This window comes from Rhizobium arsenicireducens (genome assembly GCF_964021225.1).
The window spans coordinates 500,143-527,123 of the sequence record NZ_CAXHYK020000001.1; the positions used below are offsets into that span (position 1 = coordinate 500,143).

General features: G+C 62.9%; 23 protein-coding genes and 2 pseudogenes. 7 read left to right on the forward strand and 18 right to left on the reverse strand.

Going from position 1 to position 26,981, the window contains the following annotated elements; all coding sequences use genetic code 11:
* Nucleotides 1-14: 14 nt before the first annotated feature.
* Nucleotides 15-1,343 (reverse strand): GAF domain-containing protein, encoded by a 1,329-nt coding sequence (locus tag ACWPVA_RS02345; RefSeq protein WP_454286138.1) that lies wholly within the window; start codon nt 1,341-1,343, stop codon nt 15-17.
* Nucleotides 1,340-1,810 carry a pyridoxamine 5'-phosphate oxidase family protein gene (locus tag ACWPVA_RS02350; RefSeq protein ID WP_454286139.1) on the reverse strand — a complete coding sequence of 157 codons (471 nt, stop codon included), beginning with the start codon at nt 1,808-1,810 and terminating at the stop codon, nt 1,340-1,342. The genes ACWPVA_RS02345 and ACWPVA_RS02350 overlap by 4 nt, the downstream gene beginning before the upstream one ends.
* A 141-nt stretch (nt 1,811-1,951) precedes the next feature.
* On the opposite strand from ACWPVA_RS02350, the gene ACWPVA_RS02355 reads away from it, so the two are divergent.
* Nucleotides 1,952-3,496: a flavin-containing monooxygenase gene (locus ACWPVA_RS02355; protein WP_454286140.1), complete on the forward strand. Its 1,545-nt coding sequence runs from the start codon at nt 1,952-1,954 to the stop codon at nt 3,494-3,496.
* 62 nt (nt 3,497-3,558) lie between these two features.
* Here the strand turns inward: ACWPVA_RS02355 and ACWPVA_RS02360 are convergent, their stop codons facing one another.
* Nucleotides 3,559-4,062, reverse strand: a complete 504-nt coding sequence (locus ACWPVA_RS02360; protein WP_454286141.1) for a pyridoxamine 5'-phosphate oxidase family protein — start codon at nt 4,060-4,062, stop codon at nt 3,559-3,561.
* A 197-nt stretch (nt 4,063-4,259) separates the two neighbouring features.
* Here ACWPVA_RS02360 and ACWPVA_RS02365 point away from each other — a divergent pair, with 197 nt between their 5' ends.
* Nucleotides 4,260-5,006 carry a YebC/PmpR family DNA-binding transcriptional regulator gene (locus ACWPVA_RS02365; RefSeq protein ID WP_454286142.1) on the forward strand — a complete coding sequence of 249 codons (747 nt, stop codon included), beginning with the start codon at nt 4,260-4,262 and terminating at the stop codon, nt 5,004-5,006.
* 197 nt (nt 5,007-5,203) lie between these two features.
* Here the strand turns inward: ACWPVA_RS02365 and glmM are convergent.
* The 10 genes and pseudogenes from glmM to ybgC all read right to left on the reverse strand — a co-directional run bounded on the left by glmM (nt 5,204) and on the right by ybgC (nt 16,331).
* Nucleotides 5,204-6,560: pseudogene (glmM, locus tag ACWPVA_RS02370) on the reverse strand (phosphoglucosamine mutase).
* 223 nt (nt 6,561-6,783) lie between these two features.
* Entirely contained in the window at nt 6,784-8,721 is a 1,938-nt protein-coding gene (gene ftsH / locus ACWPVA_RS02375; RefSeq protein ID WP_454286143.1) for an ATP-dependent zinc metalloprotease FtsH, read from the reverse strand.
* A gap of 121 nt (nt 8,722-8,842) precedes the next feature.
* On the reverse strand, nt 8,843-10,156 hold the full coding sequence (tilS, locus tag ACWPVA_RS02380; protein ID WP_454286144.1) for a tRNA lysidine(34) synthetase TilS: 1,314 nt from the start codon (nt 10,154-10,156) through the stop codon (nt 8,843-8,845).
* A 22-nt stretch (nt 10,157-10,178) separates the two neighbouring features.
* Complete coding sequence (ybgF, locus tag ACWPVA_RS02385; RefSeq protein ID WP_454286145.1) at nt 10,179-11,156, reverse strand: tol-pal system protein YbgF; 978 nt, start codon at nt 11,154-11,156, stop codon at nt 10,179-10,181.
* A 169-nt stretch (nt 11,157-11,325) separates the two neighbouring features.
* Nucleotides 11,326-11,856, reverse strand: coding sequence for a peptidoglycan-associated lipoprotein Pal (gene pal, locus ACWPVA_RS02390; protein ID WP_454286146.1), 531 nt, complete (start codon nt 11,854-11,856; stop codon nt 11,326-11,328).
* 154 nt (nt 11,857-12,010) lie between these two features.
* On the reverse strand, nt 12,011-13,318 hold the full coding sequence (gene tolB, locus ACWPVA_RS02395) for a Tol-Pal system beta propeller repeat protein TolB (RefSeq protein WP_454286147.1): 1,308 nt from the start codon (nt 13,316-13,318) through the stop codon (nt 12,011-12,013).
* Nucleotides 13,319-13,339: 21 nt separating this feature from the next.
* On the reverse strand, nt 13,340-14,437 hold the full coding sequence (locus ACWPVA_RS02400) for a hypothetical protein (RefSeq protein ID WP_454286148.1): 1,098 nt from the start codon (nt 14,435-14,437) through the stop codon (nt 13,340-13,342).
* A gap of 9 nt (nt 14,438-14,446) precedes the next feature.
* The gene (gene tolR, locus ACWPVA_RS02405) at nt 14,447-14,905 is read right to left on the reverse strand and encodes a protein TolR (RefSeq protein WP_454286149.1); all 459 of its coding nucleotides are present in this window, start codon (nt 14,903-14,905) and stop codon (nt 14,447-14,449) included.
* Nucleotides 14,906-14,930: 25 nt separating this feature from the next.
* Nucleotides 14,931-15,650, reverse strand: coding sequence for a protein TolQ (gene tolQ, locus ACWPVA_RS02410; RefSeq protein WP_454286150.1), 720 nt, complete (start codon nt 15,648-15,650; stop codon nt 14,931-14,933).
* A gap of 240 nt (nt 15,651-15,890) precedes the next feature.
* A complete protein-coding gene (gene ybgC, locus ACWPVA_RS02415; protein ID WP_454286151.1) occupies nt 15,891-16,331 on the reverse strand; it encodes a tol-pal system-associated acyl-CoA thioesterase in 441 nt (146 codons plus the stop codon).
* A 124-nt stretch (nt 16,332-16,455) separates the two neighbouring features.
* Here ybgC and ACWPVA_RS02420 point away from each other — a divergent pair, with 124 nt between their 5' ends.
* From ACWPVA_RS02420 to ACWPVA_RS02430, 3 genes are read left to right on the forward strand one after another with little or no spacing between them, the layout of a single operon-like run.
* Nucleotides 16,456-17,676, forward strand: a complete 1,221-nt coding sequence (locus ACWPVA_RS02420) for an NAD-dependent epimerase/dehydratase family protein (protein ID WP_454286152.1) — start codon at nt 16,456-16,458, stop codon at nt 17,674-17,676.
* Nucleotides 17,673-18,542, forward strand: coding sequence for a glycosyltransferase (locus tag ACWPVA_RS02425; RefSeq protein WP_454286153.1), 870 nt, complete (start codon nt 17,673-17,675; stop codon nt 18,540-18,542). Before ACWPVA_RS02420 ends, ACWPVA_RS02425 begins: the two co-directional genes overlap by 4 nt.
* Nucleotides 18,539-19,429 carry an NAD-dependent epimerase/dehydratase family protein gene (locus ACWPVA_RS02430; protein WP_454286154.1) on the forward strand — a complete coding sequence of 297 codons (891 nt, stop codon included), beginning with the start codon at nt 18,539-18,541 and terminating at the stop codon, nt 19,427-19,429. The genes ACWPVA_RS02425 and ACWPVA_RS02430 overlap by 4 nt, the downstream gene beginning before the upstream one ends.
* A 3-nt stretch (nt 19,430-19,432) precedes the next feature.
* Here ACWPVA_RS02430 and ACWPVA_RS02435 read toward each other — a convergent pair whose 3' ends face one another.
* The 5 genes and pseudogenes from ACWPVA_RS02435 to ruvC all read right to left on the reverse strand — a co-directional run bounded on the left by ACWPVA_RS02435 (nt 19,433) and on the right by ruvC (nt 23,324).
* Nucleotides 19,433-19,999, reverse strand: a complete 567-nt coding sequence (locus ACWPVA_RS02435) for a DinB family protein (protein WP_454286155.1) — start codon at nt 19,997-19,999, stop codon at nt 19,433-19,435.
* 65 nt (nt 20,000-20,064) lie between these two features.
* Complete coding sequence (locus tag ACWPVA_RS02440; RefSeq protein ID WP_454286156.1) at nt 20,065-20,967, reverse strand: metallophosphoesterase; 903 nt, start codon at nt 20,965-20,967, stop codon at nt 20,065-20,067.
* Nucleotides 20,967-22,007 (reverse strand): Holliday junction branch migration DNA helicase RuvB, encoded by a 1,041-nt coding sequence (gene ruvB / locus ACWPVA_RS02445; RefSeq protein ID WP_454286157.1) that lies wholly within the window; start codon nt 22,005-22,007, stop codon nt 20,967-20,969. Before ruvB ends, ACWPVA_RS02440 begins: the two co-directional genes overlap by 1 nt.
* Nucleotides 22,008-22,120: 113 nt before the next feature.
* Nucleotides 22,121-22,739 (reverse strand): annotated as a pseudogene (ruvA, locus tag ACWPVA_RS02450) (Holliday junction branch migration protein RuvA).
* A 72-nt stretch (nt 22,740-22,811) separates the two neighbouring features.
* Nucleotides 22,812-23,324 carry a crossover junction endodeoxyribonuclease RuvC gene (gene ruvC, locus ACWPVA_RS02455; RefSeq protein ID WP_454286158.1) on the reverse strand — a complete coding sequence of 171 codons (513 nt, stop codon included), beginning with the start codon at nt 23,322-23,324 and terminating at the stop codon, nt 22,812-22,814.
* Between the two features lie 157 nt (nt 23,325-23,481).
* Between ruvC and ACWPVA_RS02460 the strand changes: the two genes are divergently transcribed.
* Together ACWPVA_RS02460 and ACWPVA_RS02465 are read left to right on the forward strand one after the other, a co-directional pair.
* The gene (locus ACWPVA_RS02460; protein ID WP_454286159.1) at nt 23,482-24,465 is read left to right on the forward strand and encodes an LLM class flavin-dependent oxidoreductase; all 984 of its coding nucleotides are present in this window, start codon (nt 23,482-23,484) and stop codon (nt 24,463-24,465) included.
* A 193-nt stretch (nt 24,466-24,658) separates the two neighbouring features.
* Nucleotides 24,659-26,980: a methyl-accepting chemotaxis protein gene (locus tag ACWPVA_RS02465; RefSeq protein WP_454286160.1), complete on the forward strand. Its 2,322-nt coding sequence runs from the start codon at nt 24,659-24,661 to the stop codon at nt 26,978-26,980.
* The last annotated feature ends 1 nt before the right edge of the window (nt 26,981 follow it).

Below are 26,981 nucleotides of genomic sequence, written 5' to 3' on the forward strand. Positions count from 1 at the left end.
CGGGGCGGCGGTTCTCACTGCCGCGTCAGGCGCAGATGTCCGTCGATCTCCAGCCCGATCTTGCCGCGCCCGAGGCGGATCAGGCGGACCGGCAGCTTCTTTTCCTCAAGCCTTCGCCGCAGGAGCAGCAGGCGGGTTTCGAGATTGTCCTTGAAGTCCGGCAGCCGCAGGGTGGTGTCCAGCCGGATCTCGCGGTTGGAAAACTCGCGGCGTCCGCTCGCGAGGCTCTGCTCCATCATGAAGACCAGCAGTCGGCCGGCGACGCCCTTGATGACGTAATCGCCGTTGACGAAGACGCTGTCGTCGAAACCGTGATGGACGACGTCGATGCGGGTCTCGCCGGCCGGCGGGTCGGAAGGGCGGTGGCCTGCGCTCTCGCCCTCGAGTGACAGCCGTTCGCAGAGCGCGAGCGATGCCGCCGCCTGGCGGGCGATGATCGCAAGGGCCGCTTCGTCGTCGCGACCGAAGGCTAGCCTTTCGGCGCTCTCGAAGAACAGCACGCCCTCGACGGTATCCTGCACCAGCAGTGGCACGGCAATCTGGCTCATCGCCTCCGCCATGCCGGGCAGGGGAATAGAGCGGGTCCGGTTTTCGTCGGGCGTGGTCGCGCGGATCGCCGAACCGAAACGGCGGATGCGGCTCATGTCGCTAACCTTGACCGTCTTGCCGCTCTCGGCGGCCGCGCCGATCAGGCCCTCGCCGAGCGGCACCTCCGCGCCGATGCCGGAGGGAGCGTAGCCGGTGCTGCCAATCGCCACGACCTGGCCCTTGTCGGGGTAGCAGTGCAGGAACAGGCCATGGTGGAAACCCAGACGCTCGCGGACCCCGTCGAGCGTCGCGTTGACGATTCCGTCCGCATCCGTCTCCGCGGCGATTCGCTCGACGATGCGGCGGGTGGCGTCGAGCCGGTTCCTCTCCGGTTTGCGTTTGATCAGCGTGCCGGCCGGGGAGGGCGTATCGACAATGTCGAGAACCCGGAAGACATCCACATGGCGCAACCGCATGACGTCGGCCATGCCAGCCTGCGCGCTGCTGGCCTCGACCTGAAGGGCCAGTCTCTCGAACAGCGCGCCGCTTTCCATCGAGTAGGCAAATCGCAGGTCGAGGCGAAACTGGGCGCCGTTGTGCCCGTCGACAACGAGAAGGGTTGCCTGCGGATTGAGCCGGATATTGGCGGCGGTCTTGGCGAAGAACTGGTTGGACAGGGCGACGTGGTCGTCGTCGACGATCGCCACATGGGACAGATAGGAGATGTTGGGAATGCCGTCGGCATCGGCCGTCGAGATGATCGACGGAATGACGCCCTCGAAACAGGCTTCCAGTTCGACGAGCGACCACGTCATTGGCGAATACCCGCACGCTTCGTGCCGGCCTGCGCACCGGGCGTCTGCACATAGACTGACGATATCCTGATGGTGGCGACCACGGCATCCCGGGCGGTGAGCCAGGGGGCGATGATCTCCGGCAGCAGGCCGTTTCGCATCAGTGCCGAGACGATCGCGACCATGTAGCCGGCGGATCGCTCGATCTCCCCGTCATCGGCCGGCCTGAGGGTCGCCGTCCCCTTGATCTGGTAGGTGACGTAGTCGGAAGGACGGGAGAATGTCACCGCGATGCGGCCGGTCGCCTCGATATTGGCGATCGTTTCCGGCCATTGCCAGGCCGAGAGGACGAGGTCGACGGCGTCCCGGCCTCCTGCGCGCCAGGCGCCGACGCCGCGCGCGATCCCGGGCCGCCGCGTGGCGTCCGCCGTTCCGACAATCTGCATGACCGGGCTCTCGATGAAAGCCGCAAGCTCCGCATCCAGCATGGTGTTCTCCGTGAGGGACCGATTCATACCGCAGTTATGCAGGTTTTAGGATAAGCGATCCGCGCCTTAGGAAGCTTTTAGGAAACGCCCACATCGCATGCGCCTATAGCCACGCTCCATCACAACCCAAGGAGCAAACCCATGCAACAGGAACAGACAACCATCATGCCGGAGAATTTGGTAGCGATCATCGGCGCCGGCCCCGGCGGCCTGGCCGCGGGCCGATGGCTGCGCGCCCACGGGTTGGAGCCGGTGATCTTCGAGGCGGCAGCCCGGGTCGGCGGCCAGTGGAACTCGGCCTCGGCGTCGAGCGCAACGTGGCCGGGCATGCGCACCAATACCAGCCGGGTGATGACTGCCTTCTCCGACCTCGACCATGCGCCCGGCACGCCGGTCTACCCGAGCCAGGAGGACATGCTCGACTATCTCGAACGCTATGCCTTCACCGCCGGCCTGCTGCCGCATCTGCGGCTGTCCACGCGCGTCGAGGCGCTGGAGCGTGCGCCGAACGGCGGCTGGCTCGTGCGCTCGGTCGCGGGCGGGCGCATTCGCCAGGACGTGTTCAAGCGGGTGATCGTCGCGAGCGGCCGCCACCGCACGCCGCAAGTGCCTGAGGTCCCCGGCCTCGACACTTTCAGCGGCAGCCTGGGCGCGGTACATGCGGCGCAGTATAACGGTGTCGAACGTTATCGTGGCCGCAAGGTGCTGGTGGCCGGCTGTTCGATCAGCGCACTGGAGATCGCCTCGGAGCTTGCCTATGGCGGTGCCGCCAAGGTCGTGGTCGCCAATCGACGCCAGCGTTATGTCCTGCCGAAGCTGATTGCCGGCGTGCCGACCGAGCATGTGATGTTCAATCGCGCCTCGGCGCTCCTGGGGGCCGTGGCGCCGCCGGAGGCGCTGGCGGCCGGGTTGAAGGCAAAGGTGCTCAGCGTCGCGGGCAATCCGGCGCAGTTCGGCGCGCCGGCCCCGGACGAGAATATCTTCGCGGCCGGTATCACCCAATCGCATCATTTCCTGCCGGCAGTCGCCGAAGGGCGCATCACGGTCGCGCCCTGGATCCGTCGGATCGAAGGCGGCAGGGTGCAGTTCGACGACGGCTCGGTCTTCGATGCGGACGGCATCGTCTTCGGCACCGGCTATCGCCTATCGCTGCCATGGCTCGGTTCGGACATCGCCAAGGCGGTCGATCTGGACGATACCCATCTGGACCTGCACGACCATAGCTTCCATCCCGATTTGCAGGGACTCGCCTTCCTGGGACTTTACGATCTGGTCGGCCCCTATCTTCCGGTGCTCGAACTTCAGGCGCGGTGGATCAGCCATTGCTTCGCCGGGCTGCAGCCGATGCCGTCGCAGGCGGAAATGCGCGAGGGGGTCACGCGCAGCAAGGCAATGCGGGCCGGCCCGCCGAGCATGCCGATGAATGCAGCGGCGCTGATGTTTGCAGCCAATGCCGGCGTTGAGCCGGACCCGGCCAAATGGCCGAAATTGGAGCGGGCTCTTCTGTTCGGTCCGCTGTCCGCCGTATCATTCCGGCTGACCGGCCCCGACGCCCTTGGCGAGGCAGAGACGCGCAGCCAGCAGGCGGCGACGGCGTTCGGCGCGATCAGTGGGGCCGAGTTTACAGCCGAAGAACATGGCATCTGCACTATGATCAGCCGACAGGCCGCCACGTCGGCCGCCTGATCACCCAAACAAGAACGCCCGGCTCACTGGCCGGGCGTTTGTCGTTGGGGGATATCGAAGATTCAGGCGAAGGAAATCTTGCGGTGGACGCCGATGTCCGGCTCCTTGTCGTCGCTGAGGTTCGCCTTGGCAATCTCCCAGCCAAACTTTAGTGGGTTGCCGGTCGAGGCCCAGATCTCGGCATCGTCAAGCTTCAGGGCGAGCATGGTCAGCCTGGGGTCGTTCTTGCCGCCGTCATACCACGCCTCGACGATAGAGCTCCAGTATTCATCGATCTTGGCTGTGTCGTTGCGCTCGGCGATCACGCCGCCGAGGCAGGCATGATAGTCGTGGTCCTTGCCGACGACGCAGAAATGCGCGCGGCTTCCCGGCCGCAAGCTTTGCACCAGATGCGAGTCCGTCTTGGCAAAGAACCAGATCGTGTTGGTCTTGGGATCGGCGAACGGCGCCATAGGCTGCATGTGCATGTGGCCACCCTCAAGGCCCAACATGCCGGCATGAATGTCGTCGATCTCGTCCCATAGCTGCTCGACCGGGGTTTCGCGGGCTTCGCTGAAGCTTGCCATGAACCATCTCCTGTTGTTGGCGGTTTTCACCTGCAAAACGGGCCGGTCGGTGCACTTGTTCCAGCAAAAGCGGAGTTGACCTGCGTGCGGACAGGGACGAGGCGGGTGCAGGTCTAATCTCGGGCATCCCCTTGAACAGGGCGGATTTCGCTCGTATAAGGCGCCATTCCTTACAAATAGACCTGATCAGGGGTGCCATGGCTGGCCATTCACAGTTTAAGAACATCATGCACCGCAAGGGAAAACAGGACGGCATCCGTTCCAAGATGTTTTCCAAGCTCGCGCGCGAAATCACGGTTGCGGCCAAGATGGGCCTGCCCGACCCGACCATGAACGCTGCCCTTCGCCTGGCCGTGCAGAACGCCAAGGCGCAGTCGATGCCGAAGGACAACATCGACCGAGCCATCAAGAAGGCGTCGGGCGCCGACGCCGAGAGCTATGACGCGATCCGTTACGAGGGCTATGGTCCGGGCGGCATCGCCGTCATCGTCGAGACGCTGACCGACAACCGCAATCGCACCGCATCGACCGTCCGTTCGACCTTCACCAAGGCCGGCGGTGCGCTCGGCGAAACCGGCTCGGTATCCTTCTCCTTCGATCACGTGGGCGAGATCACCTACAAGGCCTCGGTCGGCGATGCCGACAAGGTCATGGAAGCGGCGATCGAGGCCGGTGCCGAGGATGTCGCTTCCGACGAGGACGGCCATACGATCTATTGCGCCTTCGAGGACATGAACGAAGTGTCAAAGGCACTCGAAGACGTGCTCGGTGCGGCAGAAAGCGTCAAGGCGATCTGGAAGCCGCAGAACACGATCGAGGTCGACGAGGAAAAGGCGCAGTCGCTGATGAAGCTGATCGGCACGCTGGAAGACGACGACGACGTGCAGAACGTCTATTCGAACTTCGAAGTGTCGGACGAAGTCATGGCCAAGCTGTCGGCCTGATCGACCGCAGGAATTCAGGAAAACGGCCCGGCTGCGCGCGCAACCGGGCCGTTTTTGTTTGTGGGTTTGCCCCTCACCCTGATCCTCTCCCCGCAAGCAGGCAGAGGGAACGAAGACGTCGCAGCATATGACCTTCTCCCCGCTTGCGGGGAGAAGGTGCCGGCAGGCGGATGGGGGGCCGAAAGCAAAGACGAGAACTAGGCCGCCTCGCTCCGCACGCTGCCGATCACGCTCACCAGTCCGTTGACGATGCGTTCGACCTGTTCGCGGTCGTCGCCTTCGGCCATGACGCGGATCAAGGGTTCGGTGCCTGACGGGCGGATGACCAGGCGGCCGTTGCGGGCCAGTTCGCTCTCGGCGTCGGCGATCGCCTGCTTGACGGTCGCATCCTCGAGCGGCTTGCCGCCGGAAAAGCGCACATTGCGCAGGAGCTGAGGCACGGGCTCGAAGCGATGGCAGATCTCGCTCACCGTCTTCCCTGTGCGCTTGACGCAGGCAAGAATCTGCAGGGCGGCCACCAGGCCGTCGCCGGTGGTGCCGAAGTCGGACAGCACGATATGGCCCGACTGTTCGCCGCCGACGTTGAAATTGTGCTGGCGCATGTGCTCGACGACATAGCGGTCGCCAACCTTGGTGCGGGCGAGCGTGAGGCCCTTATCCGAGAGGAAGCGCTCGAGGCCGAGATTGGACATGACCGTGGCGACGATGCCGTCGCCCTTCAGCGTCTGGTCCTGCGCCCAGGTCTCGGCGATCGCCGCCATCAGCTGGTCGCCATCGACAATCTTGCCGTTCTCATCGACGATGATGACACGGTCGGCGTCGCCGTCGAGCGCGATGCCGATGTCGGCGCGCACCTCGTGGACCTTCTGTTGCAGCGCGGCCGGATGGGTAGACCCGCAATCGAGGTTGATATTGGTCCCGTTGGGCGCATTGCCGATGGTTACCACCTCGGCGCCGAGCTTCCCATAGAGCGGCCGGGGCCACTTTGTAGGCCGCACCGTTGGCGCAGTCGATCGCGACCCTGAGGCCATGCAGGGTGACGTCGCGCGGCAGCGTGCGCTTGACGAACTCGATGTAGCGATAGATGTCGCCCTCGACACGCTTGGCCCGGCCGATCTCGTGGGCGGGAGCCAACTGCGCGTAGATTTCTTCCTCGAGCAGGGCCTCGATCTGCTGTTCGATTTCGTCGGAGAGCTTGTAGCCGTCCGGGCCGAACAATTTTATGCCGTTGTCTGCGAAGGGATTGTGGGAGGCGGAGATCATTACGCCGATGTCGGCGCGCAGCGAGCGCGTCAGCATGGCGACGGCGGGTGTCGGGATCGGGCCGAGCAGGAACACGTCGAGGCCAGCGGCGGTGAATCCGGCAACCAGGGCGTTTTCCAGCATGTAGCCGGAAAGCCGGGTGTCCTTGCCGATCACCACCCGGTGGCGATGGTGTCCCCGACGGAAGATCGTGCCGACCGCAATGCCGACCCGCATGGCGAGATCCGGGGTCATGGGAAACTGGTTGGACTGACCACGAATGCCGTCCGTACCGAAATAGCGACGAGTTATCTGTTCTCCTGCAAAGATCAAGCCGGCACCGAGAGGCGTGGCGAAAGGCGCTGGATTCCAAAACCGGCCAAGCGGCCGGAAGCTATGCAATGCGCGTGCTCTTGCCACAAAAAGCTGCGAAGGGCACGTAAATTAGCGTCAACAGCGCATACATCTTGTGAGCGCAAAGAAAAAGGCCACCCGCCGCTTTCGGGGGTGGCCTCTGCATTTATCTGCGCGCGGTTTAGTGGGGCTGGGGCTCAAGGCCGCCTTCCGGTTCGCCGCCTTTGGGGGCGTCCTTCTTGGCGCCGGCCGAGGGAACTGCCGAGCTGCGTCCGGACGGACCTTCGTCGCCCATGTCGCGTGCCGGCTTTTCGCCGCGCAACAGCGCCTTGATCTCATCGCCCGAGAGCGTTTCGTATTCAAGCAGCCCTTCAGCCATGGTAACGAAGTCGTCGTGTTTCTCCGTCAGGATCCGGCGGGCTTCGGTATAGGCCTCGTCGATCAGGCGGCGCACTTCGGTGTCGATCTTTTGAGCGGTCGATTCCGAGACGTTCTTGGTCTGCGAAACCGAATGACCGAGAAAGACTTCCTGCTGGTTCTCGCCATAGGCGACCTGGCCGAGCACGTCGGAGAAACCCCACTGGGTGACCATGGCGCGGGCAAGCTTGGTCGCCTGCTCGATATCGGAGGATGCGCCGGAGGTGATGTTCTCCTTGCCGAAGGTCAGTTCCTCGGCGACGCGGCCGCCCATCATGATGATCAGGCGCGAGACCATCCACTTGTAGCTCATCGAGTAGCGGTCACCCTCGGGCAGCTGCATGACCATGCCGAGTGCACGTCCGCGCGGGATGATGGTCGCCTTGTGCAGCGGGTCGGCGACCGGCACGTTGAGCGCGGTGATCGCATGACCGGCTTCGTGATAGGCGGTCAGCTTCTTTTCGGCCTCGGTCATGGCGGACGAGCGACGCTCGGCACCCATCATGATCTTGTCCTTGGCGTCTTCGAACTCAGCCATGGTGACAACGCGCTTGTTGCGGCGGGCGGCCATAAGGGCGGCTTCGTTGACGAGGTTCATCAGGTCGGCGCCGGAAAAGCCCGGTGTGCCGCGGGCCAGAACCTTGAGATCAACGTTCGGAGCGAGCGGTACGTTGCGGACATGAACCTTGAGGATGCGTTCGCGGCCGACGATATCGGGGTTCGGCACGACGACCTGGCGGTCGAAGCGGCCGGGACGCATCAGCGCCGGGTCGAGAACGTCGGGACGGTTGGTCGCTGCGATCAGGATGACGCCCTCATTGGCCTCGAAACCGTCCATCTCGACCAGTAGCTGGTTGAGCGTCTGTTCGCGTTCGTCGTTGCCGCCGCCAAGGCCTGCGCCACGATGGCGACCGACGGCGTCGATTTCGTCGATGAAGATGATGCAGGGCGCATTCTTCTTCGCCTGTTCGAACATGTCCCGGACGCGGCTTGCACCGACGCCGACAAACATTTCGACGAAGTCCGAACCGGAAATAGTGAAGAAGGGCACGTTGGCTTCGCCGGCAACGGAGCGGGCGAGCAGCGTCTTGCCGGTGCCGGGAGGGCCGACCAGCAGAACACCGCGCGGGATCTTGCCGCCGAGCCGCTGGAATTTCTGCGGATCACGCAGGAATTCGACGATTTCTTCCAAGTCCTGCTTGGCTTCGTCGACGCCGGCGACGTCTTCAAACGTTACCCGGCCATGCGCTTCGGTCAGGAGCTTGGCCTTCGACTTGCCAAAGCCCATGGCGCCGCCGCGGCCACCACCCTGCATCTGGCGCATGAAGAACAGCCAGACGCCGAGGATCAGCAGCATAGGCAGAAGAGTGCCGATGTAGCTCAGAAAACCGGAAGAGCCGTCGGTCTCGGGGCGAGCGACGATCATCACGTTCTTCGACTGCAGCTTCTCCAGCAGACTGCCGTCGACGACCGGGGAATAGGTCTGGAATGCCGTACCGTTCTCGACATAGGTGCCGAGCACGCGGTTGCCGGTGACTGTCACGTCACGGACGCGGCCCGCATCCACTTCGCTGAGGAACTGCGAATAGGGGATTTCGCGCGAACTGGTCTGCGTCGGCGACGTCTGGAACATGCTGAACAAGGCGATCAGCAGGAGGGCTATGATTGCCCATAGCGCGAAATTCCGAAAATTTGGGTTCATAAAACTCCCCGAACATGTGTTGCGCGCTGAATGCCCGCCAGATTATCGACTAACATAGGTTCGCACTTGGGCCTTGCCAAGGCGAAGCGGCGGGATGAGTGCGTTTTCCGTCAATAACCGCTTAAGTCGGGAGCGGCAAATAGGCCTTCCGTCCAAGGAGCCGGGCCAAGGCATCGGCGAGGGCAAGGTCGAAATCCGGCAGGAAGCGATCGAACAGCGGCAAGGCGGGCTCGACCGAGACCAATTCGGGCAACACTGCCGTTTCTGCTTCCATCTCCGATACCATCCAGATTTCCGGGCAAATGCGGGCCATGTGGCGCAGCATTGCCGTCGGCAGGACGCCCGCACCGGACGGCGAGAGTGGTTCCGAGTGCGGTCCGATGCGCAGCACATCGCCCGAATGGTTGGTAACGCGGTGGCGGCCGTCCCATAGGATGGTCGAATGCGCAGGGACGAGACGCGGTAAAACATCGCGGAGTTCTCGCATCAGATAGAGGCCGTCCCGACGGCGTTGAACTAGTGTTCGGGACAGCGTCATTCGTCCCGGGGATCCGGAGGTCGCCAAACGCATCAGTTTGTCCAAGGCCGCTGTGCCCGGTCGGTGCGGCTTGCCGCCAGCGACCGCCACGAGTGTCGCCAGTGCATGGCGCAGGATTTGCCGATCGGCGTTCAGCGCTGCGGGCGAAAGCGCAATAAGACAGCCGGAATGAAGCGTGGCGCAGTTCTCAATGAGGTCGGCGGCACCGTTCGACAACGCCCGGCGCCGCTTGGCGGCTTCGTCGGCAGGCGGTCGCATGCCCGGGTCACGGTCCTGCCGGACGCGTACCCGCTCATAGCGCCGGTCGCTATTGCTCGGGTCGTCGATCCAGCCGATGCCCGCGTCGGTGAGATAATCGCGGATCGCCGCACGGTGGACGGATAGAAGGGGCCGCAGGACCCAGATCCTGCGATCGTAGAGCATTGCCGAGGCCATGCCGGAAAGGCCGAGATTGTCCGCCTCGGCGCGGGCGGCGCGCATCGCAACGGTCTCGTGCTGATCGTCGGCGGTGTGGCCGGTAGCGATCGCCGCGGCGCCGAGATCGGCTGCGGCATCGGCCAGCAGGCGGTAACGCGCCTCGCGCGCCGCCGCTGAAATGCCGGTCGAGGGCTTGGTGCCATGCCAGGTGAGGATGCGATGGGGAATGCCGAGCGAAGCGCAGAGGCTTGCGACGCTGCGCGCTTCTTGCGCCGACTGAGGCCGCAGCGCATGGTCGATGGTGGCCGCAACAAGGCTGTGAGGGCTCTGTAAATTCGCAAGGGTGCGGTGCAAGGCAAGGAGCAGACCGGTTGAATCGCTGCCGCCGGAAATGGCGACGAGAAGGCGGGTCGGTTTTCGCAGGGAGATCAGGAGCCGGCGGGCGGCATCTTCGGGAGAGATGGGGAAAGGGCTGTCCACGGCGGTTGCGCCGGTGGGCCGGTTAGCAGCCAAGCCGCTTTTGTTCGGAGGCGACCTTGGAAACCACGGCGCGCGACGCTTTGGGATAGCGCTTCGTCACTTCGCGCAGCGTGGCGCAAGCGGTTTCCGTGTTGTCGAGAGCGGCAAGGGACATGCCGAGCTTGAGGAGCATTTCGGGCGCCTTGTTTGAGGAGCTGTAAGTCTGGTGGGCATTGAGGAAGGTCTTCGCCGATTCGTTGAACTTGCCCTGCGAATACTGTGCCTCTCCGAGCCAGAAGTTCGCATCGGCGATCTTGGCGCTCTGTGGAAAGCTTGAGATGAAGTCGGTAAGCTCGTTCTCGGCGATGGCATAGTCGCCGGACAGCACATGGGCATAGGCAACCTGGTAGAGGTCGCCTTCCGAACCCAGCGAAGCGGTGTCCGAGGGGCTGACCTGCGGCGTAACGCTCTCTACCCCGGGAAGGGAAGTCGATCCATTGCCGATCGCATCCTGGTTGAGAGTTGCCGATCTCGGCATGCCCTCGCTGTCGAGCTCGATGGAGCCGAGAACCTGTTCAGGCTGACCGATGGGATCGGGCCCGGCATTGCTGCCGGGCGCGGGATCCTGCGTGATGATCTCGGCGACGGACTTCGTCTGCCCGCCGCCGTTGACCGGTGTTTCGAGGGCGCCACTCTTCTTCGAGCCGCCCTTTTCGAGATCCTGGAAGCGGAACTCATTGTCTTCCTGGGTCTTTCGCATCTGCTCTTGCATCTGCAGGATCTGGAAGCTCATTTCCTCGATCCGCCCGTTGAGGTTACGGATCTCTTCCTCGAGTTGCAGCACGCGGATCGCCGGGTCCGCGCTCTGGGCGAGGATCACCAGCGGGCGCGGTGTCGGGCCTGCGGCCGTCCCGGCTTCCGGTGCCGGGCGCGGTGCGAGCAGTTGCATCGCACTTGCGCTTCCATGCAGGCCGGCCACAGTCGCCGCTCCTAGCAATGCGGCCATGACAAGTCTTTTCATGTCATTGTTCCTGTCTTCATGAATCGTCGCACCGGGCTTGGCGCAACCGGTAAATTTTTCCCAACTGCCGGCAAAAAGCAACCGAAGTTCGGCCAAAGTATGGAGAAAAGCGGAAAGGCGGCCCCCCGCGGGGAGCCGCCTTTCAGAACTTTGCCGCTGGAAGTGGCGATTACATTCCGGCGCCGCCGAGAACGGTGACAGCGCGACGGTTCTGCGACCAGCAGGAAATGTCGTCGCAGACAGCGACCGGGCGTTCCTTGCCGTAGGAAATGGTCTTCATGCGGCTGGACGGTACGCCCCGCGAGGCGAGATAGTCGCGGGTAACGGCGGCACGACGGGCGCCGAGCGCGAGGTTGTATTCGCGGGTACCGCGTTCGTCGGCATGGCCTTCGACGGTGATCGCATAGTTCGGATATTTGGCGAGCCACTGGGCCTGACGGTCGAGGGTCTGCTGGGCGTCGGCACGGATCGAGGTCGAGTCGGTGTCGAAGAAGATGCGGTCGCCGACATTGACGGTGAAGTCCTGGGTCGAGCCCGGAGTGGCGGCACCTGCGCCGAGGCCGAGCTCGGAGGCGCTGTTCGGCAGGTTCTTCTTCGAAGCGCAGCCTGCCAGTGCGAGCGTCAGCGCGATGGCGAGGACGGCAGGGTTGCTGGCGATCTGCTGCATGCGGCTCTTCGCCGGATTGTAGATGCGGCTCATAGCCGGTCTCCTTGATTCATTCCGTTAGGGTTGCCTGACTTTAACCATTCGAGGTTAATTGGCATCAAACGAACGTGGTTAACGATTTACCAAAATACGCTGGAAAGCGCTGATTCACAGCTCTTTGCGGCAAGAAAGAGGCGCGATTGAGGCTCTATTCGAGCAGCGGGGACCAGGCCGGGTCAGAGGCGTAGGTCGGGGTCTTGACAAGCTGCTCGTTGTAGCCGGTCAGGTCGATCGAATAGAGCTGCGGGCCGCCTGCGCCGGCCGTCTGGCGGAAGAACATCAGCACGCGTCCGTTCGGCGCCCAGGTCGGGCCTTCATTGTGGAAGCCCGAGGTCAGGATGCGCTCACCCGAGCCGTCGGCCTTCATCACGCCGATGGAGAACTTGCCGCCCGACTGCTTGGTAAAGGCGATGAGGTCGCCGCGCGGCGACCACACCGGGGTCGAGTAGGAGCCATCGCCGAAGGAGATACGCTGCTGGCCGGAGCCGTCGGCATTCATCACGTAGAGCTGCTGGCGACCGCCGCGATCGGATTCGAAGACGATCCGGGCACCGTCAGGCGCATAGGACGGGGAGGTATCAATCGCCGCGGTCGAGGTCAGCCGAGTCGTCGTTCGCGAGCGTAGGTCCATCGTGTAGATGTTGGCATTGCCGTCCTGCTGCAGGCTCATGATGACGCGCTGGCCGTCAGGCGAGAAGCGTGGCGAGAACGTCATGCCGGGGAAGTTGCCGACCACTTCGCGCTGTCCCGTCTCGAGCTGGAGCAGGTAGACGCGTGGCTGCTGGCCTTCGAAGGACATGTAGGTCACTTCCTGGCGGCTCGGCGAGAAACGCGGCGTCAGAACGATGTCCTTGGAGCCAGTCAGCATGCGGACGTTTTCGCCGTCCTGGTCCATGATGGCGAGCTGGCGCTTGCGGTCGGTCTTCGGACCGCTTTCCGAGACGAAGACGATGCGGGTGTCGAAATAGCCCTTCTCGCCGGTGATGCGCTCGTAGATCGCATCGGCGATGATGTGGGCGACACGCCGCCAGTTCTCCGGCTGGGTGTAGAACTGCTGGCCGGTCATCTGCTGGCCGGCAAAGGTGTCCCATAGGCGGAATTCGGCGCGCAGACGACCGTCGCCTTCCTTGCTGATCCGGCCGACGACCAACGCCTGGGCATTGACCACCTTCCAGTCCTCGAAGCGCGGTGCCTGGTCGGGATTGGTGATCTTCTCGATGAAGGCTGCGCGGTTGACCGGAGCGAAAAGGCCGGAACGCTTGAGGTCCGCCTCGACGACTGCGGCGATCTTCGCACCGATGCCGTCTGCCGAGACGAAGTCGGTGATCGCGATCGGCAGCGGTTCGACATTGCCTTTGTTGATGTTGATTTCGACGACGGCGCTCGCCGGAGTGGCGAAGGCGCCGGCAATGCCGACGATCACCATCAGGGTTCGAAGAAGGTTGAGTTTCATCATAAGATCCAAGCCTTTCAGCTCTTACATCAGTTCGCTGGGGTCGAAATTGACGATCACTTCCGACCAGGCGTCGTATTTGTCCCGGGGAAGGTTCTTGAACGGGGCCGAACGGAGCACGGCGCGGCGTGCGCCGCCCATCAGCACTTGCTGGGTCTGCGGCGTTCCGCCGGTGGCAGTTACTTCCGGTTCGCCGATCAGTGCGCCGGATTCATCGAGCTGGAACTTCACCCGGATGCGGACGTCTGCCGCATCGGCGAGGCCCGGGATGACTGACCAGTTGTTCTGGATCTGGCCGCGCAGTGCGTCCATTTCGCTCTGGCTGAGCTTCGATCCGCCGGTGGTCTTCTTGCCGCCCAAGGCCGCCTTGTCCGGCGATGCCTTGGCGCCTCCAGCGGTCGGGTCGTTCTTGTTCAGGAGGGCCGCGACCTCGTCGGCATTGAAGTCGCTTTCCTTGGCGGATTTCGACTTCGCCGTCTCTTGGGTCTTGACGTCCTTCTTCTTGTCCTGCGTCGCCGTCTCACTCGCGGCTGGCTTTGTCTCGGCGGGCTTCGCCGCGGCCGGCTTGGGCCTGGCGGATGGGACCGGTACGTTGTCGGGCAGTGGTATTTCCTCGGCAGTTGCCTCTTCCGCGGGCGCGGGCTCGGCAGGTGTCTCGGCCTTCGGCTCCGGCGTCACTTCGGGCTTTGGCGGTTCAGCCTTGGCCACCTCCACCGGCTTTTCGGCGACGGTCTCTTCCTTGATGATGTCCTTGATGTCGTTGGTGACGTCATCCTGCGTCGGCTGAACTTTCTCGACCTTCTCGGGTGCTGCTGAAGATTCCGAGGTGGTCGGCCTCTCGACCGGCTTGGGAACGGACTTCAGGTCGACCTTGTTCTCGCCGACATTCTGCGCATCGGCCACGGAGGTAGGCTTCTTCGTCGGAACGGGTGCGGACTTCTCGGCGAGGGGCGCACTCTTGTCGCCCTGCTGGATCTGGGTGAGTTCCTCGATTGGCACGATGTCGACCGGGAGCGCTTCGACGTCAGCGACGTCGAAGGACGTGGGCGCACTGATCGACACCAGCCCCCAGGTGAGCGCCAGTACATGCAGAGCAGCCGAAGAAACGAGACTAGCTCTCATCGCGTCCGATCACTTGTCCTGTTCTTGCAGGGTTACAAGGCCGATGTTCTTGAACCCGGCCGCGGAAATGCGGGCCATAACCTGCATCACGGTGCCATAGGCGGCGGCGGTATCGCCGCGCACGTAGATGCGTTCGTTGTATCCGGTGGTGGCAATCGCCTCGAGCTTGGCGACAACTTCTTCGACGGCGATCGGCGTTTCCTGAAGGTAGATCTCGCCGGCCGAGTTCACCGAGATGGTGATCGGCTGGGTTTCGGAATTCATCGCCTTCGCCTGGGTTTCCGGCAGGTCGATCGGCACGCCGACGGTCATCATCGGCGCTGCGACCATGAAGATGATCAAAAGCACGAGCATGACGTCGACCATCGGCGTGACGTTGATTTCGCTCATCGGGGCCTTCCTGCCGCCGCCGCGTCTTCCGCCACGACGGCCACCGCCGCCGCCGCTTGCTCCAACATTCATACCCATACTGTGCGTCTCCTAAGCCAAACGATTACTGCGCCGCCTGACGAGGCTGCAGCTTCTCATCGATCTGGCGCGAAAGAATGGCGGAGAATTCGTCGGCAAAGCCCTCCATGCGGGCGGTGAGCTTGCCGGCCTCGCCGGAGAACTTGTTGTAGGCGATGACGGCGGGGATAGCGGCGACGAGGCCGATCGCGGTGGCAAGCAGCGCCTCGGCAATACCAGGGGCGACAACCGCGAGGTTGGTCGACTTGGAGCCGGCGATCGCCTGGAACGAGGTCATGATGCCGACGACCGTACCGAACAGACCGACGAAGGGGGCGGCCGAACCGATGGTCGCCAGAGAGGTGAGCCGGGCTTCCAGGGCTTCCGATTCGCGCGCAAGCGTCACGTCCATGGCGCGGTCGATTCGCATCTGCAGGCCGATCGGCGAACGGGCGCCGCGCTCGAAGCTCTTCTTCCATTCGCGCATCGCGGCGACGAACATGGCGGCAAGCCCGGTATTGTTGCGTTCTGCCAGCGTCCGGTAGAGTTCCTCGAGGGACTGGCCTGACCAGAACACCTGTTCGAACTGGTCGAACTGGCGGCGCGACCGCGAGTAGCTCATGAATTTGTCGATAATGATCGCCCAGGTCCAGACCGAGGCGGCGAGCAGTCCGAGCATGACCAACTTGACGACGAGGCCTGCCTGCATGAACAAGGCCCAAAGGCTAACGTCATGGGCCGCTGCTGCCAAACCAACTTCTTCCATCGCTTTTCAATCCCCGAAATCCAAACGCCCGGCGCATGACCGGGCGGTGATAAAGCTCTGTTGGCGGAATTTTGCGGTAGCCATCGCCGAACGCCCTTATTCCGCCTCAAGCTCCCAGACTGCCTTCTTGCCTTCAAATTTGGTCAAACGAAGGCGTGGTTGGCACTAATGTCCACTACGGCAGTAAGACATCATTATGGTTAAGAGAGCGTTAGCGCCGGCCTGGCAGCGGCTGTGGGTTCAGCCCAGGAAACGGGCTGCAAGCCCTTCGGGCAGTCGACGTGGACGGCCCGCTCGATTGACCACGGCAATGATCACCTTGGCAACGATCAGCAGGTTGCCGTCTCGCCGGATCTCCTGCTCCAGCACCATCTTGGCACCGCCCGCCTTGCTCGTGACGGTCCTGACCTCCAGGACGTCGTCCATGCGGGCCGGCGCCTTGAAGTCGATTTCCATCCGGTGGACGACGAAAACGAGTCCTTCCTCGTCGATGCCTATCAGCGCACTCTGTTCGACGCCGAGACAGCGGAGATAGTCCGTGCGACCGCGTTCGAGGAAGTGCAGGTAGCGGGCGTGGTAGACGAGGCCGGAGAAATCGGTGTCTTCATAATAGACGCGCTGGGTGAGACGGTGACCTTCGGTCGTCAGTTCTCCACAGATTGAAAACATTTGCTGTTTCATAGTCTTACCTTGTCTTCCCAGTATCCGGACGGGTGTTGTACGCCTGCGTTTCGGATGCCATTGTAGTTCTGTCACAAATTGGCATTATCAGATTTGGGGGCTCACCGGCACAGGAGACTATCAAATGAAAATTGCAGTCATGGGTGGAGACGGTTTCGTCGGTTGGCCGACTTCCCTGCATCTCTCCGACGCCGGTCATGATGTTCATATCCTCGACAACCTGTCGCGCCGCTGGATTGATACAGAGCTTGGCGTGCAGTCGCTGACGCCGATGGATTCAATACAGGAGCGCACCCGCATCTGGCATGCGGAGACGGGGCGGCGGATCCACTTCCACCTGATCGATCTCGCCAAGGACTACGAACTCTTGAAGAACTGGCTGGCGGAGAACCGTCCGGACGCGATCATCCATTTCGCTGAACAGCGCGCTGCTCCCTATTCGATGAAGAGCGATCGCCACAAGAACTACACGGTCAACAATAATGTGAGCGCCACTCACAATCTGTTGAACGCGCTCACGGAGCTTAACCTCGATTCGCACCTCGTTCATCTCGGTACCATGGGGGTCTATGGCTATTCCACCGTCGGAGCCGCGATCCCGGAAGGATATCTTCCGGTGGGGATAGAGACGATGCAAGGCGAGACGGTTTCGCAGGAAATCCTCTATCCAAGCAATCCCGGCTCGATCTACCACATGACCAAGTGTCTCGATCAGCTGCTGTTCCAGTTCTACGCTAAGAATGACGGGCTTCGCATCACCGACCTGCACCAGGGTATCGTCTGGGGAACCCATACCGAACAGACGCGCCGCCATGCACAGCTCGTTAACCGGTTCGACTATGACGGCGACTACGGCACGGTGCTCAACCGCTTCCTGATCCAGGCGGCGATCGGCTATCCATTGACGGTGCACGGCACCGGGGGGCAGACCCGCGCCTTCATCCACATCCAGGATTCGGTGCGCTGCATCGAAATCGCGCTCAACAATCCGCCGGCTCGCGGGTCGCGGGTCGAGATCTTCAACCAGATGACGGAAACGCATCGGGTGCGCGACCTCGCCGAGATGATCTCGAAGATGACCGGCGCAGAGATCGCCTGGCTGCCCAATCCGCGCAAGGAAGCCCCGGAAAACGACCTGATCGTCAAGAACGAGAAGTTCCTCGCCCTTGGGCTCGAGCCGACGACGCTGAAGGGCGGCCTGCTCGACGAGATCGTCGATGTCGCCAAGAAGTTCGCTTATCGCGTCGACCGTTCGCGCGTGCCGGCCGTTTCAGCCTGGACCAAGGATATCGCCAAGACGATCAACCGCGATCCCGAAGGCAAGAGGCTCAAATCCGTGTCATGATGATGGGCACAGAAATGCTGCGCGGCATTCGCCCGCAGACCACGGCCGGCTCGCGCAATGCCTTCGTCACCTTGGTGACCAACCCGGATTACGCGATGGGAGCGGTGGCGCTGGCAAGGTCGATCCGGTTGACCGGGACGCCCGCCGATATCGTCGTGCTCTACACCGGCGGTGTGGCGGCAAGTGCCCTCCATCCGCTGGAAGCGCTCGGATGCCGGCTGGTGGAGGTCGACCACCTGCCGCTCTCGCACGCGTTCAACCAGCGCCATGCGCGCGGCAATCTGCATGCGAATGCGCCCTTCACCAAGGGGCGCAAGCCGGCCTTCCATTCGCCGCTCGACAATTTCTGCAAGCTCAGGCTCTGGCAACTGATCGACTACGCCACTTGCGTCTTCATCGATGCGGACGCGATCGTGCTGAAGAACATCGACAAGCTGTTCGACTACCCGGAGTTCTCCGCCGCGCCGAATGTCTACGAGAGCCTTGCCGATTTCCACCGACTGAATTCCGGCGTGTTCGTCGCCAAGCCTTCGCTCGCCACCTTCGGCGCCATGCTCAAGCAACTGGACGAACCGGACGTATTCTGGCGGCGCACCGACCAGACCTTTCTCGAGACCTTCTTCCCCGACTGGCACGGCCTGCCGGTGTTCATGAACATGCTGCAGTATGTCTGGTTCAACCTGCCCGAACTGTGGGACTGGAAAGAGATCGGCGTTCTGCACTATCAGTATGAGAAGCCGTGGGAAACCGATCACCCGAAGGCAACGCTTCTCAAGCCGCTGATCGATCTCTGGCAGGCCTATTATTCGGGCGAGGGCGTTCCCGATGTCGGCGCGCTTGGCAATCCGGTGCGGGCGGCGGCATGAAAGTCCTGGTCTTCGGGGGCACGGGCCGCGTCGGCCGATATGTCGTTGAAGCATTGCTTTTGGGCGGCTACGACGTCACCGTCGGCGGGCGTTCTCCGCCTGCGGTGGGATACTTCTCGCGGCCGGTCGCGTTCCAGTCGATGTCGCTCGACCCCGATATTGATCAGATCGAGGTCTTCGACGAAACCTATCTCTTCGTCCACGCTGCCTTTCATCACGTGGCCGGGAAATACCGGGGTGGGGAGGGTGACAATCCGGCGCGGTTCCGCCGGCTCAACCTCGACGGCTCGGTTCTGCTTTTCGATGCGGCCAGGCGGGCTGGCGTCCGGCGCGTGGTCTTCCTGTCCAGCCGTGCGGTCTATGATGGCATTGCGCCGGGGCAACCGCTGGTCGAAACGGCCGAGCTGCATCCGTCAAGCCTCTACGGTGAGATCAAGCGTTTGGCCGAGCAGGTGCTGTCGGATATGTCAGGTCCGGGGTTTGCCGGAACAAGTCTCAGGCTGACCGGTGTCTATGGCGAACTGAGGCCGAACAAATGGGACGGACTGTTCGCCGACTACCTGGCGGGCAGGGCGGTGCCGATGCGTGCCGGCTCGGAAGTGCATGGCCGGGACGTCGGACAGGCGGTACGGCTGATGCTGGAGAGTGAGGCGGCGAGAGTGGGCGGCAAGGCGTTCAATGTCTCCGACATCGTCACCGACAGCCACGAAATCCTCTCAGCCCTGAAAAAGGCGACTGGCTCCCCGCACCCGCTGCCCGAGCCGGTAGACAAGACTGTTGTGGCGGAGATGGTCACGGACAAGATCCGCGCGCTCGGCTGGAAGCCCGGCGGCCTGTCGCTGCTGGAAAGCACGGTTCACTGTCTGGCGCACAGCGCGCAAACCTGAGGTTCAGCCCATCAGATCCGTTTCGCTCCATCCGAGCTCGGCCATTTCCGCCGCGCGTGCTGGCGCATCGTCGCCGACGATGAATTCGTCCAGCTGTGGCGGCTTCACGCTTGTGCCGGCAAGCATGGCATGGACCTGGCCGCGATGATGGGTCTGGTGCTGGAACAGGTGGCTGAGGATGTCGTCGAGACGGTCAGTCTGGATACGGCTGCCGCGATGGACCTCGACAAGGCGGGCCAGGTCGCCGGGCGTCAGGCTGTCACAGAGTTTCAGAAGACGGCGATCGACATCGGCTTGCGCAGCGCGCAGTTCCGCTACGTCGGCAAAGGGCGTCTCGTTTTCCCAGGCCTTGGGCCCAAGCGTGCCGCCTTCCAACGCATCGACGTAGAACCAGTCGATGATGAGGATATGGTTCAGCGTCGCCCGGACTGACGGGAAGAAGTTCGTGCGCGGCGCCTCGAACTCGCCGGGTTGGAGAAGCGCTACGGCCTTGTGCAAGCGCAGATTGGCGAGCGCATTGGCGCAGGCGAGCTTGCGAAAGACGCGGGCCGGATCATATTCGTCCTTCATTGCGGTCCTCCCTTCATTGGCGGACACGTGCCGGTCCACCGCGATTGCGCATCGACGACAGACTTTCAGCCCACATCGATGATGACGATTTCAGGCGGCGCGCCAAGCCGGATCGGAAGGTTTGACAGCCCGAGGCCGGCCGACACGACAAGGTGCCGCTCGTCCTCGACCACATGCCCGTAGGCGTAGCGGTTGCCAAAGCGCGACGGCACCAGGGGTGAATAGCCGAAGAAACGGACCTGGCCGCCATGGGTGTGACCGGAGATGGTCAGGCAAACGCGTTTCGGCACATCGACGAAAATGTCGGGCTCGTGTGCCATCAGGATGACCGGGCCGTGGTCATCGATCTGGGCCATGGTGGCCGGCAGATCGTCCAGTCCTCCTACCAGGCCGGAACCGTCGGCGGCCGGCTGGCGCGGCTCGAGCTGGTCTGCGAGACCGGCGAGCCAGAAGTCATGGCCGTTCTTGGTCAGGCGAACAGCGCGATTGTCGTGGACCGGAATCCCGACTGAGGCGAACGCGGCATGGGCAAGCGTCGGACCGTGGCCGGCAGCCCGCGCTACGGGGTCGTTCAGCCAGTCGTGATTGCCCAGGATCGCGTGAACGCCGAGCGGTGCCTGCAGTCGGGCAAAGGCCTTGGCCCAGTTCGCCGGTTCCACATAGCCGATGTTGAAGCGCATGCTGTTCATGTAGTCGCCGAGCAGGACGATCATGTCGCCAGCAAGTGCGTTCGCCTGATCGCAGATCGCGGCGATCCGGCGTGCCGGCATCCAGGGCTCGCAGGCATGGAAATCGGCCAGCGCGACGATCCTGAGCTTGAGGCCCTGGGGCCAACCGGTCGGGTTCACCCCGTAGCGCGTCACGCGGGGCCGCGACAGGGGCTCGATGCCGACCGCATATGCGCCGGTTCCGAAACCGGCGATGAGAAGGCCGCCAAGCATCTTGAGGAACCCGCGCCGCGCGACCATCAATCTTCCTCGAGCGTCAGGCGAAACTGTGCAGCCTCCAGATCCTTCGGGGGCTGGAGACCGAGATGCTTCCAGGCGGTGGTGGTCAAAACACGGCCGCGCGGGGTGCGCTGGATGAAACCCTGCTGGATCATGTAGGGCTCGATGATGTCCTCGATCGCGTCGCGCGGTTCGGAAAGGCCCGCGGCGATTGTTTCGATGCCGACGGGTCCGCCGCCGAAGTTCATGGCGATCATGTTGAGATAGCGTTTGTCGAGCTGGTCGAGGCCCATGTTGTCGACGAGGAGCCGCGTCAGCGCCTCGTCGGCGATCGTGCGTGTCACAGCCTCGGCGCGGGCCACTTCGGCAAAGTCGCGCACGCGGCGCAGCAGCCGGCCTGCAATGCGCGGCGTGCCGCGGGCGCGGCGGGCGATCTCGCGGGCGCCCTCGTCGGTCATGCCGAGGCCCATCAGCCGGGCACCGCGCCGCACGATCAGTTCCAGTTCCTCGACGGTGTAGAAGGCAAGGCGCACCGGAATGCCGAAGCGGTCGCGCAGCGGCGTGGTCAGGAGCCCAAGTCGGGTGGTGGCGGCGACGAGGGTGAACTTGGAAAGGTCGATCTTAACCGAACGGGCGGCCGGGCCTTCGCCGATGATGAGGTCGAGCTGGTAGTCCTCCATGGCAGGATAGAGGATTTCCTCGACAGCCGGGTTAAGCCGGTGGATTTCGTCGATGAAGAGTACGTCACGCTCCTCGAGATTGGTCAAAAGCGCTGCAAGGTCGCCGGCCTTGGCGATGACCGGACCGGAGGTCGAGCGGAAGTTGACGCCGAGTTCCTTGGCCATGATCTGGGCGAGCGTCGTTTTGCCAAGCCCCGGAGGGCCGACGAACAGCACATGGTCGAGCGCCTCGCCCCGGTTCTTCGCCGCCTCGATGAAGATTTTCAGGTTGGCGCGCGCTTCAGCCTGGCCGGTGAACTCGTCGAGCGACTGCGGGCGAAGCGCCGTGTCGAGGTCCTCGCCGCGCTTGTCAGGCGATATCAGGCGTTCAGCTTCACTCATGACAAAAATCCGGTTTGGCTTCGAGGGTGGCAGCGACTTCGTTATACGGCCTCGCGTTTGAACAGATATAGCGGTCGCGGTAACGCGCGGGAAGGCGCGCAATCATCGGACAATCACCGCGACAGCTCCTTCAAACCCAGCCGGATGAGCTTGGCGCTGTCGGCGTCTTCGCCGCCGTTCTTCAGGGCGGCGGCGATCGCGTTGGCGGCCTGCTCGCGGGAATAGCCGAGATTGGTGAGCGCCGAGACGGCATCGGCAACCGGGGCAGGGGCGACGCCTTCGCCGAGCTTCCTGCTTGAGGCCGATATTGGCGGACGCCTCACCGGCAAAGGCCGGCGCCTTGTTCTTCAGTTCGGTGATGATGCGGACCGCCACCTTCGGGCCGACACCCGGCGCGCGCGACACGGCGGTCTTGTCCTGCAGGGCGATGGCATTGGCGAGCTCTGAAGGGGTGAGAGTGGAAAGCAGCGCGAGCGCCACCTTGGCGCCGACGCCCTGCACACTCTGCAGAAGGTTGAACCATTCGCGTTCCAGCGCCGTCATGAAGCCGAACAGCTTCAGCTGGTCCTCGCGGACATAGGTCTCGATGAAAAGCACCGCCGCCTCGCCCGGCGAGCCGAGCCGGGACAGCGTGCGCGAGGAGCAGAAGGCGACGTAGCAGACGCCATGCACGTCGATCAGCGCATAGTCGTCGCCGATTTCGTCGATGGTGCCTTTGAGCTTGCCGATCATGGGAGAGGTCCGTCAGGGATGGGTTTCGGGGGAGACAATGTCAGGTGTCATTCAGAACAAGTCAAAAACAAACTAGGCGCTGGCCAGCACCTTGCGCATGCGGTCACCGCCGCGATTGTGGGCGTGGCAGATGGCGATGGCCAATGCGTCAGCGGCATCATTGCCTTTGAATTCGGCCTTTGGCATGAGGATCTTCAGCATCATGTGGATCTGCTGCTTGTCTCCATGGCCGACGCCGATGACCGCCTTTTTTACCGCGTTCGGGGCATATTCCGCCACCCGCAGCCCAGCCCGCGCGGGCACCAGCATGGCGATGCCGCGGGCCTGGCCGAGCTTCAGGGTGGCCACCGCATCCTTGTTGACGAAGGTCTGCTCGACGGCGGCCTCGTGCGGCTGGTAGGCGTGCACGACTTCCGACAGGCCGTCGTGCAGTTGGCAGAGGCGCGAGGCTAGATCCATGTCGCCGTCTGAGGTCACCGTGCCGGAGGCAACGAAGCGCAGGGAGTTTCCGATTGTCTCGATGACGCCCCAGCCGCTGCGCCTGAGGCCCGGGTCAATGCCGATAATACGAATCGCGTTGTGCATGGCGTCACTCTAACTTCCAGGACGTCGGTCTGCCAGCAATAAGTGAACAAAACAAAAACATTGAAGTGACGATCAGTGAAAGTCGTCATTCCGGCTCTGGTATTTGCCGACCCCGCGTCTACATAGGGGCGACAATAGAACCAGACCGGACTCTGCCATGATTCCCTTTTCCATCCTCGACCTCTCTCCCATCGCCGAGGGCCACACGATCTCCGAGGCGCTCGATGCCACCCGGCGCATGGCGATCAAGGCCGAGGACTGCGGCTACAACCGCTTCTGGCTGGCAGAGCACCACGGCATGCCCGGGATCGCCAGTGCCGCCACCTCCCTTGTGATCGCCCACGTCGGCGCAGCGACAAAGCGGATCCGCATCGGCTCCGGAGGGATCATGCTGCCGAATCATTCGCCACTCGTCATTGCCGAGCAGTTTGGTACGCTGGAGGCGCTCTATCCCGGTCGCGTCGATCTCGGCCTGGGCCGTGCGCCGGGAACCGACATGCGCACCGCCCGAGCACTGAGGCGCAACATGGAGGCGGGGACCGAGAGTTTCCCGCATGACATCATTGAATTGCGGCGCCTGCTCGGCGAACCTGCGGAGGACCAGTCTCTGATCGCGGTACCGGGCATGGGCAGCCATGTCCCTCTGTGGCTTCTCGGGTCCAGCCTCTATAGCGCCCATCTCGCCGCAGCACTCGGACTGCCCTATGCCTTCGCCTCGCACTTTGCCCCCGATCAACTGCTGGAAGCGATCGCCATCTATCGCGAGCGTTTTCAGCCGTCCGCCGAACTCGACAAGCCCTATGTCATGGTAGGCGTCATGGGGGTTGCCGCCGAAACCGACGCGCAGGCCGAGCACCTGTTCACCTCGTCGCAGCAGCAGTTCGTCAACCTGCGGCGCAATCGACGCACGCCCTTTCCAAGACCCGTCGAAACAATGGAGGGCGTCTGGACGGATGTCGAACGCTATGGAGTCGAGCATAGCCTTCGTTATGCCGTGGTCGGCGCAGCAGCGACGGCGAAGGACAAGCTTGCTGAATTCCTCAAGGCGACCACGGCCGATGAACTGATCATCTCCATGCCGGTTCATTCCGTGGAAGCGCGCCTGCAATCAGTCGAAATCTTTGCCGGACTTCGGCAATAAATGCCCCTTTGAGGGCCAAGGCGTGAGAATTCGACCTCTTTGTAATGAGAAATAGCCGCGGTTTTTAACCGGCATTTAAAGAAAAATCCCGACCGTAGAATATCTAGCGGCAAGGAGTCATTCCTTGGTCGCGTAGTAGCTTTTAAAAAATCTACCTACGCGCAGAGTGGGGCGCGGTAAAACGGGATCCAATATGTCTAGTCGTTTCAACTCACTGTCCTCCAAGGTCATCGGGATATTTCTCCTGCTCACCGTTCTGTCGGTAGGCCTCCTCAATATTCTCGCCTATTCCACCTCCAGTTCCGTTTTCCAGGAGCAGACGCTCCGTTCGATGACGTCCACGCTGACCTTCCGCGGCGACATTCTCAAAGAACAGCTCGCGCAGTTGGAGAACCAGGCAACCTCGATCGCCAAGATCGAAAGCTTGCAGCAGTCGATCACAGCGATGAAGAGCGGCTGGAATACGATCATCAAGACCTCAGGTGATGCCAAGCAGGAACTGCGCGACGTTTTCGTCAGCAAGAATCCCAATCCGGCCGAACCGGAAAAGCTCCTGAAACCGGAAGGTCCGAGCGGCTTCTATTATTCGAGCCATGAGACGGTCCAGACACAGGTCGCAGGTTTTCTCAGCGACACCCAGTTCCGCGACCTCCTGATCGTCGATCAGACCGGCAACGTTATCTATTCCTACAGGAAGGGCGAAACCTTCGCCGAAAACGTCGCGAGCGGGCCGCTGGCCGAGACCGGTCTCGGCCGCGCCTTTGCCCGTAGCGTCGAAGAAGCCGGAAAGGCCGTCGACGACACTGTTCCGACGCGATTCTCCGGCCTGAAAGCCGGCAGCAATCCCCAGTCGCCCGACATCTACTTTGCCGTCCCGGTCGTCAAATTCGGCTCGTTCAAGGGCGCCATCCTGTTCCAGCTGAAAGACAGCGCTATCACGAGCATCCTGTCCAAGGGGATTGATGCCGATAGCGGAGAGCAGGCTGCCATCCTGTCGGAGGACGGCACGGGCATCAGCCTCGCGGCCGACGGCAAGCTCGCCGATATTGCGGCCGCACCCTTCGGCTTCGCCAGTGATGCAATCCGGGGGGAGAAGATCGCGATCTCCTCTTTTGAGCGCGCCGACGGCGCCGCCAATGCTTATGGCCGTCCGGTCTCCTACGGTGGCGACAGATATCTCGTCGTCGAAAGCCTGACCCATGCCGAGCTCGGTGCGGGTTCCTGGCACATCGCCATGACGCTGTTCGTTACGGCCGTCGTTGTTCTGACGGTAATGGCGATCGCCACAGGCTATCTGACCGGACGCTTGTTCGCGCCGCTTGCCCGCCTTGCGACGGTTACTGGCGATGTCGCCAATGGCAAGCTCGACGATGCGGTGGCCAACCAGGATCGGCGCGACGAGATCGGCACCATGGCCAAGGCGCTCGAGCGTTTCCGCCTCGGCCTGATCGAGCAACAGCGACTGGAAAGCGAGACGCGGAGCGAACGCGAACGCGCCGATATCGAGCGCCGCCAGCGTATGGCGGATCGCGAGACCGAAGCGCAGAGCCTGCAGGCGGTTGTCGCTGCTCTTGATGAGGGCCTTGAACGACTGGCACGTGGTGATCTCGCCTTCGAAATCCGCAATTCCTTCCCGCAGGAATTGGAATCGCTCCGCCACAACTTCAACAAGGCGCTTTCGACACTCAGCGTCACGCTGGCCGGGATCGGCGGCAATTCAGTCGCCGTGCGCGAAGGGTCCGACGAAATGCGCTCCGGCGCTGACCAGTTGGCGGAGCGCACCGAACGCCAGGCGGCGGCACTGACCGAGACCGCCAGCGCCATCAAGGCAATCACCGATGGCGTGCGCACCCAGATCGCTCGCGCCGAGGATGCGGAAAAGATCGCGCGCAATGCCAAGGCCGACACAGAACAGTCCGGCCACATCATGCGTGAGACGATCGCCGCGATGGAGGCGATCCAGGGGTCGTCCCAGGAGATCAACCAGATCATCGGCGTGATCGACGAGATCGCGTTCCAGACCAACCTTCTCGCGCTGAACGCCGGCGTCGAGGCGGCCCGCGCAGGCGAAAGCGGCAAGGGCTTTGCTGTCGTTGCCCAGGAAGTGCGCGAACTGGCGCAGCGGTCAGCGACCGCCGCCAAGCAGATCGCCGGTCTTCTGGCGAAGTCGACGGTCGAGGTGGAGCATGGGGTGACGCTCGTCGAGAAGGCCGGCGTCGCGCTACAGGGGATCGGCTCTCACGTACTGGCGATCAATGGCCGCATCAGCGAGATCATGAGCTCGACCCGTGAGGAGGCGCAGACGCTCTCGGAAATCAACGGGTCGGTTAGCCAGCTCGATACCATGACCCAGCAGAATGCGGCCATGGTTGAAGAGACGACGGCCGCGATCCACCGGCTTGCCCAGGAAGCGGGTGAGATGGATCAGAGGCTCGGGCAGTTCTCGCTCGCTCACTCCAGCCACGCTGCCGCCGCGGCAGGGGGAGCGGCCGCGCAGTTCAGCCGTGCCGGCTGAT

What these genes read in the sequence shown, in the direction of transcription:
- ACWPVA_RS02430 (WP_454286154.1), top strand. Translation starts at nt 18,539, where the DNA reads ATGAAAGTCCTGGTCTTCGGGGGCACGGGCCGCGTCGGCCGATATGTC.
- ftsH (WP_454286143.1), bottom strand. Translation starts at nt 8,721, where the DNA reads ATGAACCCAAATTTTCGGAATTTCGCGCTATGGGCAATCATAGCCCTC.
- ACWPVA_RS02435 (WP_454286155.1), bottom strand. Translation starts at nt 19,999, where the DNA reads ATGAAGGACGAATATGATCCGGCCCGCGTCTTTCGCAAGCTCGCCTGC.
- ruvB (WP_454286157.1), bottom strand. Translation starts at nt 22,007, where the DNA reads ATGAGTGAAGCTGAACGCCTGATATCGCCTGACAAGCGCGGCGAGGAC.
- ACWPVA_RS02355 (WP_454286140.1), top strand. Translation starts at nt 1,952, where the DNA reads ATGCAACAGGAACAGACAACCATCATGCCGGAGAATTTGGTAGCGATC.
- ACWPVA_RS02465 (WP_454286160.1), top strand. Translation starts at nt 24,659, where the DNA reads ATGTCTAGTCGTTTCAACTCACTGTCCTCCAAGGTCATCGGGATATTT.
- ACWPVA_RS02440 (WP_454286156.1), bottom strand. Translation starts at nt 20,967, where the DNA reads ATGGTCGCGCGGCGCGGGTTCCTCAAGATGCTTGGCGGCCTTCTCATC.
- ybgC (WP_454286151.1), bottom strand. Translation starts at nt 16,331, where the DNA reads ATGAAACAGCAAATGTTTTCAATCTGTGGAGAACTGACGACCGAAGGT.
- ACWPVA_RS02420 (WP_454286152.1), top strand. Translation starts at nt 16,456, where the DNA reads ATGAAAATTGCAGTCATGGGTGGAGACGGTTTCGTCGGTTGGCCGACT.
- pal (WP_454286146.1), bottom strand. Translation starts at nt 11,856, where the DNA reads ATGAGCCGCATCTACAATCCGGCGAAGAGCCGCATGCAGCAGATCGCC.
- tolQ (WP_454286150.1), bottom strand. Translation starts at nt 15,650, where the DNA reads ATGGAAGAAGTTGGTTTGGCAGCAGCGGCCCATGACGTTAGCCTTTGG.
- ybgF (WP_454286145.1), bottom strand. Translation starts at nt 11,156, where the DNA reads ATGAAAAGACTTGTCATGGCCGCATTGCTAGGAGCGGCGACTGTGGCC.
- tolR (WP_454286149.1), bottom strand. Translation starts at nt 14,905, where the DNA reads ATGGGTATGAATGTTGGAGCAAGCGGCGGCGGCGGTGGCCGTCGTGGC.
- ACWPVA_RS02425 (WP_454286153.1), top strand. Translation starts at nt 17,673, where the DNA reads ATGATGATGGGCACAGAAATGCTGCGCGGCATTCGCCCGCAGACCACG.
- ACWPVA_RS02460 (WP_454286159.1), top strand. Translation starts at nt 23,482, where the DNA reads ATGATTCCCTTTTCCATCCTCGACCTCTCTCCCATCGCCGAGGGCCAC.
- ACWPVA_RS02345 (WP_454286138.1), bottom strand. Translation starts at nt 1,343, where the DNA reads ATGACGTGGTCGCTCGTCGAACTGGAAGCCTGTTTCGAGGGCGTCATT.
- ACWPVA_RS02360 (WP_454286141.1), bottom strand. Translation starts at nt 4,062, where the DNA reads ATGGCAAGCTTCAGCGAAGCCCGCGAAACCCCGGTCGAGCAGCTATGG.
- ruvC (WP_454286158.1), bottom strand. Translation starts at nt 23,324, where the DNA reads ATGCACAACGCGATTCGTATTATCGGCATTGACCCGGGCCTCAGGCGC.
- ACWPVA_RS02350 (WP_454286139.1), bottom strand. Translation starts at nt 1,810, where the DNA reads ATGCTGGATGCGGAGCTTGCGGCTTTCATCGAGAGCCCGGTCATGCAG.
- tolB (WP_454286147.1), bottom strand. Translation starts at nt 13,318, where the DNA reads ATGATGAAACTCAACCTTCTTCGAACCCTGATGGTGATCGTCGGCATT.
- ACWPVA_RS02400 (WP_454286148.1), bottom strand. Translation starts at nt 14,437, where the DNA reads ATGAGAGCTAGTCTCGTTTCTTCGGCTGCTCTGCATGTACTGGCGCTC.
- ACWPVA_RS02365 (WP_454286142.1), top strand. Translation starts at nt 4,260, where the DNA reads ATGGCTGGCCATTCACAGTTTAAGAACATCATGCACCGCAAGGGAAAA.